The sequence below is a fragment of the Nocardiopsis sp. TNDT3 genome (assembly GCF_003427465.1).
In the GTDB taxonomy this organism is placed as follows: Bacteria; Actinomycetota; Actinomycetes; order Streptosporangiales; family Streptosporangiaceae; genus Nocardiopsis; species Nocardiopsis dassonvillei.
Genome location: NZ_QPFC01000020.1, coordinates 1 through 7,075, shown reverse-complemented (window position 1 = coordinate 7,075; position 7,075 = coordinate 1). Strand labels below are relative to the sequence as shown.

The 7,075-nt window shown below is 70.3% G+C and carries 6 protein-coding genes; 5 read left to right on the top strand and 1 reads right to left on the bottom strand.

The features are described 5' to 3' along the window. Positions 1-314: 314 nt before the first annotated feature. The 5 genes from DQW06_RS00495 (at position 315) to DQW06_RS00480 (ending at position 3,985) form a co-directional block, all read left to right on the top strand. On the top strand, positions 315-905 hold the full coding sequence (locus DQW06_RS00495; protein WP_232832924.1) for a hypothetical protein: 591 nt from the start codon (positions 315-317) through the stop codon (positions 903-905). A 131-nt stretch (positions 906-1,036) separates the two neighbouring features. Next, complete coding sequence (locus tag DQW06_RS28820) at positions 1,037-1,231, top strand: hypothetical protein (RefSeq protein ID WP_157983311.1); 195 nt, start codon at positions 1,037-1,039, stop codon at positions 1,229-1,231. Between the two features lie 262 nt (positions 1,232-1,493). Next, positions 1,494-2,651 carry a ParA family protein gene (locus DQW06_RS00490; protein ID WP_117197751.1) on the top strand — a complete coding sequence of 386 codons (1,158 nt, stop codon included), beginning with the start codon at positions 1,494-1,496 and terminating at the stop codon, positions 2,649-2,651. Next, positions 2,648-3,604, top strand: a complete 957-nt coding sequence (locus tag DQW06_RS00485) for a ParB/RepB/Spo0J family partition protein (RefSeq protein WP_117197750.1) — start codon at positions 2,648-2,650, stop codon at positions 3,602-3,604. The genes DQW06_RS00490 and DQW06_RS00485 overlap by 4 nt, the downstream gene beginning before the upstream one ends. A 189-nt stretch (positions 3,605-3,793) precedes the next feature. Further along, positions 3,794-3,985: a hypothetical protein gene (locus DQW06_RS00480; protein ID WP_157983310.1), complete on the top strand. Its 192-nt coding sequence runs from the start codon at positions 3,794-3,796 to the stop codon at positions 3,983-3,985. A gap of 1,610 nt (positions 3,986-5,595) precedes the next feature. Here DQW06_RS00480 and DQW06_RS00470 read toward each other — a convergent pair. After that, positions 5,596-7,005, bottom strand: coding sequence for a DUF2637 domain-containing protein (locus DQW06_RS00470; protein ID WP_117197747.1), 1,410 nt, complete (start codon positions 7,003-7,005; stop codon positions 5,596-5,598). Between the last annotated feature and the right edge of the window lie 70 nt (positions 7,006-7,075).

Below are 7,075 nucleotides of genomic sequence, written 5' to 3'. Positions count from 1 at the left end.
TGGGCCACGCCGACCTCAACACCACCCGCCGCTACACCCTGCCCACCGACGCGGACAAGAACCGTGCCCTGGATGCGCTCACCACCGACCGCTGAACTCGACCTCCGGTCACGCCGACCTGGCAGAACACCCGCAACCTCAGAGCTCACCCTCCTGGTCCAGGACGCCCTGGACCGCACGGAAGCACCGAAGAGGGCGCGCCGCTGACCGCTGCTCCCAGGGCCGCACGGGCACATCCGTGCTGCCCCAGGTTTTTGACACACAACCGTCCGCCCAGCGGCCGAACAGCGGGATGTCCTGGAATCCTGGAAGACATGCAGCTCCCGTTCCCCTCGGGCTTGACCGCCTACGCCGACGAGTCCTTCCTCGAAGACCGCTCTCACGGCTACTACGTCGTGGCCACCGCGGTGGTCGGCCCCGCACACCTGGACCACGCCCGCCAGGTGATGCTTGACCTGCGCGGCCGTCGCACGGGTAAGACACATTGGACCGAGATGGACACTCAGCAGCGCAAGCATGCCGCGGTCCAGGTCGCGGGGATCGAGGGGATGCATATCGTGGCGGTCGGTGCTCCCGTGCCGCCCCGGCGCCAGGAACGCGCCCGCGCTCGCTGCCTGGAGCACCTCGTACCCGAGCTGTACGGATACGGTGTCAACACCCTGGTCATGGAGGCCCGCACGCCCAGCCTGGACCAGCGCGACGTCCACGCCGTCATTGGTGCCCGCCGCGCCTTGCCCAAAGGCACGGTCTTCACCATCGAGCACACGGTCGGCGCAGCCGAGCCGCTGCTGTGGGTAGCCGACGTCCTGGCCGGAGCGGTCCGGGCCAGCCGCCACAATGACCCGAGCTACCGGGCCATTCTCGCCGAGCGTATCTACGACTTTGAGGTGGTCACCGGCTGCTGACCGGCCCTAGACATGCGCTGAGCCAGGCTCCCGGTCTGCCCCAGGCCACCTGGCTCTACTTCCGGGCCCCCACGGGGCCCGACACTTCGAGGATAAGCGCTGCTATCTCACCCCGCAACGATTACCCGGCGATGAGTCGCGCCCGGACCCGGGTGGACCGGTACCTGCCCGCGGCCGAACTCCGCAGTAAGGAGAACCGGCTGCGGCACGGCCCGGCACGGAGCGAGCGCGAGGAGCTGGCCCGGCTGCTGGCCTTCTACACCCGCACCGCGTGGACCCCGGCGCGTCCACGGCTTCGGCCGGTAGGCCGACCCTGCTCGTGGTGAGCGCCTGGTGGTACCGGGGGCTCGCCGCCCCCCGGACCCCGCCATGCCGCACGAGAACCCGGCGCGCAGTCCGAGCGCTGTGGTGACCGCCGTGCGCGCCGGAACCTCACCCGGACCGTGGGCCTGGCCGGGACTCCCGCCGCCTTCCCAAGGGGAAGGGGGGGCCTTCAACCCGAGGACGGGGGTTTTACGCGGTAAAAGAGCGCGGCACGCGCGGGGAAGAGCTTCGCCCACCTTGGAGAGCGTTAGTAAGGTAACGCTCATGGCATCGTTAACCTCCGGCGAGAGGGAGAAGGTCACCTCCAAGCTGCCCGGACAGCTCCGGACCCGGGTCAAGGTCCGCGCGGCCGAGCATCAGCTCGACATGCAGGACGTGGTGGCCCAAGCGCTCCAGGCCTGGCAACAGAGCGGGCCTCAGCCCGTCGTGGACACTTCCGGAGCCCCGCCGTTCAGCACCTGGCTGGTGCCAGGCCTCTACGCCACTTTCAAAGCGCACTGCGCCACCCGCCAGGTCTCCTACATCCAGGGCTTGGCTCAGGCCCTGGAGCTCTGGCTCGCCGACCACCCTTCCCCACAGGAGGAGCATGTGGCAACACCGCATCCCCGCCGCAGGATCATGGCCAACCAGAAGGGCGGTGTGGGCAAGACCGCCCTGTCCGCTGGGGTGGGCCAGGCCTACGCCGAAGGAACCGAGTACGGCGGCCCCGCCCAACGCGTGCTCCTGGTGGACTTCGATCCCCAAGGCCACCTGACCGCCCAGTTCGGGGTGGACAACCTGGCGCTGGGCAGCGACAGTCTGGTCAAGCACATGACCGGCGAGGCCCAGGGGGACCTGGCCGACCTCGTCGTGCCCATCGTCGACGAGCGCTTCGAAGACCGGCTGCACCTGCTGCCGGCGTGCGCCGACGGGTTCGTCTTGGACGTGAAGCTGTCCACGATCCGCGCTCGCGAGGCCGCACTGGAGCGGGCCCTGGAGCCGCTCGAGGCCCACTTCGACGTCATCGTGGTCGACTGCCCGCCCAGCCTCGGCCTGGCAATGGACAGTGCCATCTACTACGGTCGTCGCCGCCCCGAGGAGAAACCCGGCGCTTCGGGGGTGGTGATCCCGGTCCAGGCCGAGGACTCCAGCGCCGACGCCTACACCCTGCTGACCGGCCAGATCGAGGATCTGCGCCAGGACATGCGCCTGGACGTGGACTACCTGGGGCTGGTGGTCAACATGTACGACAGCCGCCGCGGATACATCGCCACCTCCTCCCTGCAGGCCTGGGAGGAGATCGGCGACCCGGCGGTGATCGCCGTGGTGCCCGACCGCAAGGAGCAGCGCGAGGCGGTGCGCAGCAAGCAGGGCCTACTCGTCTACGACCCCAAGTCCGACCAGGCCGCCGCCATGCGCAAGATCGCGGGGATCCTCTCATGAGCAAGGCCGACAAACTGGGCCGCTCGGCCTCCTTCGGCGCCGCGGGCCGCGCCACCAGCGCCCGCCGCCAGCTCATCTCCCAGGCCGCGGGCGAGGCCCCCGCCGATCCGGCCCGGGTGCCCCTGGCGCACCTGGTCGGCAACCCCGAGAACCCACGCGAGAGCCTGGGTGAGCTGTCCGAACTCGCGGGCAGCCTGAAAGAGCACGGGCTGCTGCAGCCGCTGCACGTCATGCCCCGGCGCGCCTACGTGCAGGCCCACCCCGAGCACGAGGCGGCGGTGTCCGAGGCTGCCTTCGTCGTCATCAACGGCAACCGCCGCCTGGCCGCCGCACGCCAGGCTGGCCTGGAAACCGTGGCGGTGCACGTGCGCACCCCCCGCGGCCCAGAGGACGATGACCAAGTCACCCTGCGGGCCGCAGTGCTGGCCGAGAACATCCACCGCCAGGACCTGCATCCCCTGGAGGAGGCCCGCGAGATCGGCAAGCTCCTCGACCACGGATTGAACCGGTCCCAGGCGGCCACGCTGCTGGGCAAGTCCAACGGGTGGATCACCCAACGCCTCATCCTCCTCAACCTGCACCCGGATCTGCAGCAGGCCCTCAAAGACGGGGAACTGAAACTGGCCCAGGCCCGGGAACTGGGCAAACTCCCACCCCAGGAGCAGCTGGCCGCCCACCGACAACAGGAGGAGTTTTACGCGGTAAAAACCGCCGGCCCCACCGTCCCAGCGCCGACCTCCTCCGCACCGACCAAAGCCGCGGCGGTGGCCAAGAACCCCCCGCGAGGCGCCACCCAGCCCCAGGGCACACCGCGCACCGGTGAGCAACTGACGCTGGACCTGTCCTGGGACGAGCCCGAGGCCCTGGCCGAACAGGTCTACAAGGAGCTGGCCTCGGGGCTGGGGCCCGACGAACTCCAGCGGTTCGCGCAGGCGTTCCTGGACCGGCTCTAACCCACCGGACTCCTGCGGACCCGAACCGCGCGAGACCGGCGAACCCTCCGGGGGGAGGATGGTCGCGCTAGGTTCGGACAAGGAACCACCAGCACGAGGGGCGACACGATGGGGCAGCGGCGCGCAGGCCTGGGACCAAGCGGGCTGGGGTCGGCACGCACCCGGATCCGGCAGAGCCTACCCACCAAGGTGGATCTGATTGACGACCTGCTCACACCGGGCTCGGTGCCGCCGCTGCTGACACTGGAAGAGGCCCACGATGTGCTGGTGGTCCTGGAGGCCGCAGCGGCCGCCGCTCCCCACACGCCCACGGCAGAGCGGATCTCAACCCTGGCGGACCGGCTGCGGGTGCGCCTGCACGAGGCCACACGAGAGGCCTAGCACGCGCGCTGGTGCCTCACGGACCGCCCGCCCCGCAAAGCGTTCTCTTGCCGCCCTCGTTTTACGCGGTAAAACCCGCCGAGCTGCGGGCGCGCCCACACGCACTTTCGCGGGCCGGGCAAGGGCTCGGGGTTTACCGCGTAAAACCTGCGGACGCCTCCCGGTGACCGCCGAGCCCGCCTTCAAGTGGCCAGCGCGTGCCATGAACCGGTCGCCCGGCCACAGTGGCCAAGGGGTGTGGCCACCATGGTCGGCGCCGCTGGCTGGGTCTGGCCATCGTGGCCAGGGATGGCCGCGCTCCGGGTGCGGCTCTTCGCCTCGCACGTTCTGATGGCCACCGTTGTCCGATCCTCGCAATCACCGTGTCCCGGTCTTGGCCAAGCGTGGCCACCGTTGTCCAGGCTTGGCCAAGGCCCGGGACACGATGGCCAGCGGTGGCCGGAGCCGTGTCCCCAGATGCGGGGGCACGAGTTGAGACCGCAGGGTTTTACGCGGTAAAACCCGTGAGTTCCTTCACCCGGGGTGGGCCTACGACTGGTCCTGCGTCGTGGCCGCCCCCAGCCCGTAGACCCTCAGGGGTAAGGGGACCTGCTAGCTCCGTCCTTTGAGCGACTACAGGCGCAGGCGCTCTTCGCCTAGGACCCTTTGACTAAGAACCGGCAGCTCACGCGCCTATTCCTGAGTGGCCACGCCGGGGTGGCAGGGCGCGGTACCCCTCCCAGCACCGCGAACACCGACCGGCTCCGGGAGACCAGCTCTAGAGCCAGCCAAGCCGGGCTGTGCTCGGCGCGATCTCGATGACTCCGTCCCCGCCATGGACCTGGAGACCGACCGCGGCCTGAACCTGAGGTTTTGTGAACCGCTGCGCGCCCCCTGGCCATGGGCGGCCGTCTTCCTTGGCCACCGCCCCGGGCACATTCTCCGGACCCTGGCCATCAGGGGCACGGGCGCCCGCCTCATTGCTGCGCCCCCCGTGGCCACGCATGGCCAGAGCTGTCCACGCGTGGCCACGCCCCAGGGCAGCCTGTCCGGGGGCGTGGTCACGGAGGCGTTGGACCCACCACATGCGCCAGTGCTCGCGGGTGCTCTTCAGTGACCGTGTCCCGGTCCAGGACGCGTGGACAGGGCAGCGGCGGTGCGCTGCCGCTGCCGAAACCGGAGCCCGGGCGCGGGGTCCCTCGTCCTCGGGGAGGCCTCGCGGCGCGCGCCCGGACTCGGTTTCCCAGGTCAGCGTCTAGGGCGTGCAGGGCTCGGGGTTTTACCGCGTAAAACGCTGCGTCCTCCACCGGTGGGGTGCGCTTCGCGCTCTGCGGGCCTGGCCACCGTGGCCAGAACTGGTGGCCACGGTGGCCAGGGCGGTGGACAACGCCTTCGGCACGGACCGCGCCCGCTCCCGGGGGCGCGCTACACCGACCGGCACCGGAGGGTTTTACGCGGTAAAACCCGGCGCGCCCCCGAGCATGTGGCCATGGTGGCCAGGGCCGTGGACATCGTGTCCGCGGCGTGGCCAGCGTCTTGTGGACACACGCCGTACCACCCCGCCCGGGACGTTGCCGACCTCGGCTTCGGGCCTGTCCCAGGCGAGGGGCGCCCGAGCCTGTCCGGGGCCGCTAGCGCGAGGTGTCCACCAGCGAGCTCTGCTGGGTCAACTCGCTGCGGTAGCGGCGCGCGGTACGCGGGGATGCGTGGATGTGCTCGGCGATCTCGGCGTCGGTGATCTCGGGACGGCTCCGCAGCAACTCCCGCACACGTTCGCGCTTTTGCTCAGGTGAGAGCGGCTCCGGCACGGCCTTCTCCCGCACCACGGGCTCGGATTCAGCGGCCGCCAAGGGCTCAGAGCTCGCCGGGGCCGCGAGCTCTTCCTGGGTCATAGGGCTGTGCACCACGGGTCCCTCCCGGGTCCAGTAGGGGGCGGGCACGCTCTCGGGAACCGGGGCGGGCGCCTCCTGTCCGGAGGCCTCTTCGGTACCGGTGCCCGCCTCGACCACGGGCGCCTCTGGGGCAGTGTCCGCCGCGTCCTGGCCACGGCCCTCGGCAGGGTCGGGATCGGGCCGCTCCAGGCCCTCCTCCAGGGCGGCGGCCGGTTCCTGGTGGACACCGTCGTGGCCACGCTGGCCACTGTGGCCAGCCTCGTGGCCAACCTGGCCATCGGGGTTGGCCAGGGCCGTGGCCTCAGCGGCGGTCATGGCCACCGTGGCAGCGGTCATGGCCCGCGTCAGCTCGAAGGCGGTGTCGAGTTCGTAGCCGTTGTCCAGCATCCACCGCAGGTGCCGCGGAGTGTGTCGGCGCCAGGAGAGCCCGTGCTGCTCGCGCAGCATCGCATAGGCCAACTGCCGGCGCTGCTCGTGCTCCAGCGCCCGCGGGTAGGAGGTGATACCCCACCCCAACATCAACCGGGCCACCTTCAGCGTCGAGACCGGGTGGGCGATCCACCGCCCCACGGGGATGCGGTCGGCGGCCTGGCCGTGCGCGAGCCCCGCCAGGTGTCGGATCCACGCCGCCACCCCCTCGGCGATCAAGATGATCACGATCGGCGGGCCGGCGTGGCCCAGGTAGGAGGCTGTGGATCCGTCCCCTTGGGAGACGTTGAGGATGATCGTGATGGCCGAGAGCGCATAGGCCGCCCACCGGTTCAGGGCGTGGCGCCGCCCCTGCCACTCCATGAGCAGGTCCATGGCCAAGAAGTAGACGATGACCGCGTCGATCCCCACGGGGAACAAAAACCGCAGGTCACCGTCATTGATCGCGTGCAGCTGGGTGTCCTGGAGCCACGTGGCCGACTCATACAGGGCCGCATAGCTCATGGTGAACGCCACCAGGATCAGCGCCAGCGCCACCACGGCGATGACCACGGTGGCCACCAGGTAGCCGCCGTGCAAAGGCACCGCCCCCGCACGGCCCGCACGAGGGGCCGACCTGCGCGAGACCGCACGGCGCAGTGCCCACACCGCCACCCCCGTCACCACCAGCGCCGCGGCGCACACTAACCACCAGGTCGAGGCGGACAGCAAATCGGACATCGGTCTCTCCCAAATCACCAAGAACCCGGACGAGTGTGTCAGAAGCCGCCGACCCGCCCCTAGTTCCCGC

Bases quoted from the DNA above. Each gene is read 5' to 3' on its own strand.
- DQW06_RS00495 (WP_232832924.1), top strand. From the start codon at position 315: ATGCAGCTCCCGTTCCCCTCGGGCTTGACCGCCTACGCCGACGAGTCC.
- DQW06_RS28820 (WP_157983311.1), top strand. From the start codon at position 1,037: ATGAGTCGCGCCCGGACCCGGGTGGACCGGTACCTGCCCGCGGCCGAA.
- DQW06_RS00490 (WP_117197751.1), top strand. From the start codon at position 1,494: ATGGCATCGTTAACCTCCGGCGAGAGGGAGAAGGTCACCTCCAAGCTG.
- DQW06_RS00485 (WP_117197750.1), top strand. From the start codon at position 2,648: ATGAGCAAGGCCGACAAACTGGGCCGCTCGGCCTCCTTCGGCGCCGCG.
- DQW06_RS00470 (WP_117197747.1), bottom strand. From the start codon at position 7,005: ATGTCCGATTTGCTGTCCGCCTCGACCTGGTGGTTAGTGTGCGCCGCG.